The organism is Streptomyces sp. NPDC127108 (assembly GCF_042677545.1).
GTDB lineage: Bacteria > Actinomycetota > Actinomycetes > Streptomycetales > Streptomycetaceae > Streptomyces.
In genome coordinates, this window is record NZ_JBHXTE010000033.1 from 115,717 (window position 1) to 116,582 (window position 866).

1 protein-coding gene is annotated in these 866 nt (G+C 72.7%); it reads left to right on the forward strand.

Annotation, left to right across the window (positions count from 1 at the left end):
• The first annotated feature begins 233 nt into the window (after positions 1-233).
• The gene (locus ACFVHO_RS26450) at positions 234-590 is read left to right on the forward strand and encodes a DUF779 domain-containing protein (RefSeq protein WP_385719407.1); all 357 of its coding nucleotides are present in this window, start codon (positions 234-236) and stop codon (positions 588-590) included.
• The last annotated feature ends 276 nt before the right edge of the window (positions 591-866 follow it).

Here is an 866-nt window from a genome sequence, read left to right on the forward strand (position 1 = left end):
CCTTGTCGGGGGTGACGTCTCTCGGTGTGGTTGTGTTTTGGCGGCGGCCTCGGGTCTTACTACCGGCCCGGGGGGGGGGGGGGCGGGGGGCCCCCCCGCCCCACCCGTCCCTCCCCCACCCCACGCATGTCTCCCTCGACCGCCGCAACCTCCTCGCAACGTCCCGCCGCGTTGACTGGACCGGCCACGCCGCCACGGCGCGGCGTCCGCCGTCCGGAGGAGTGCGATCGCCCATGGCCGACACCCCGCGCGTGGAACTGACCGCTGCCGCCGCCGATCTGCTGCGGCGGCTGCGGGCGGCCCACGGCCCGCTGATGTTCCATCAGTCCGGCGGCTGCTGCGACGGCAGCGCGCCGATGTGCTACCCCGACGGCGAGTTCCGCACGGGTGACTCCGACGTCCTGCTCGCGTCGCTGGACGTGGCGGGGGTGGCGGAGCCAGTACGGTTCTGGATGTCCAAGAGCCAGTTCGAGGTGTGGAGCCACACCCGGCTCATCGTCGACGTCGTGGAGGGCCGGGGCAGCGGCTTCTCCCTGGAGGCGCCCGAAGGGGTGCGTTTCCTGATCCGTTCCCGGCTCGTCGGGACGTAGCCATCGCCGTCTGGTCAACTCCTCCTGCCACTGAGACAGTTGGCAGCCCGTCCGAGACGAGGGGGACCTGTGACACGGTGTACGAGACGTAGTGGCCGGCGCAGAACCGGCACCCGGCGATGGACGGCCCGCAGAGGCCCTCTCGCCGTTCGCGCCGTCCTTGTCGTACTGACCACGCTGGCCGGTGCCGCCCGCACGGGGGGGGCACCCGCCCGCGGCGTTTGCGGCGACGACACCGCGAAGTGCACGCGCCTAGCGCCCGGGGGGGTGTAACGG

What these genes read in the sequence shown, in the direction of transcription:
- ACFVHO_RS26450 (WP_385719407.1), top strand. Translation starts at nt 234, where the DNA reads ATGGCCGACACCCCGCGCGTGGAACTGACCGCTGCCGCCGCCGATCTG.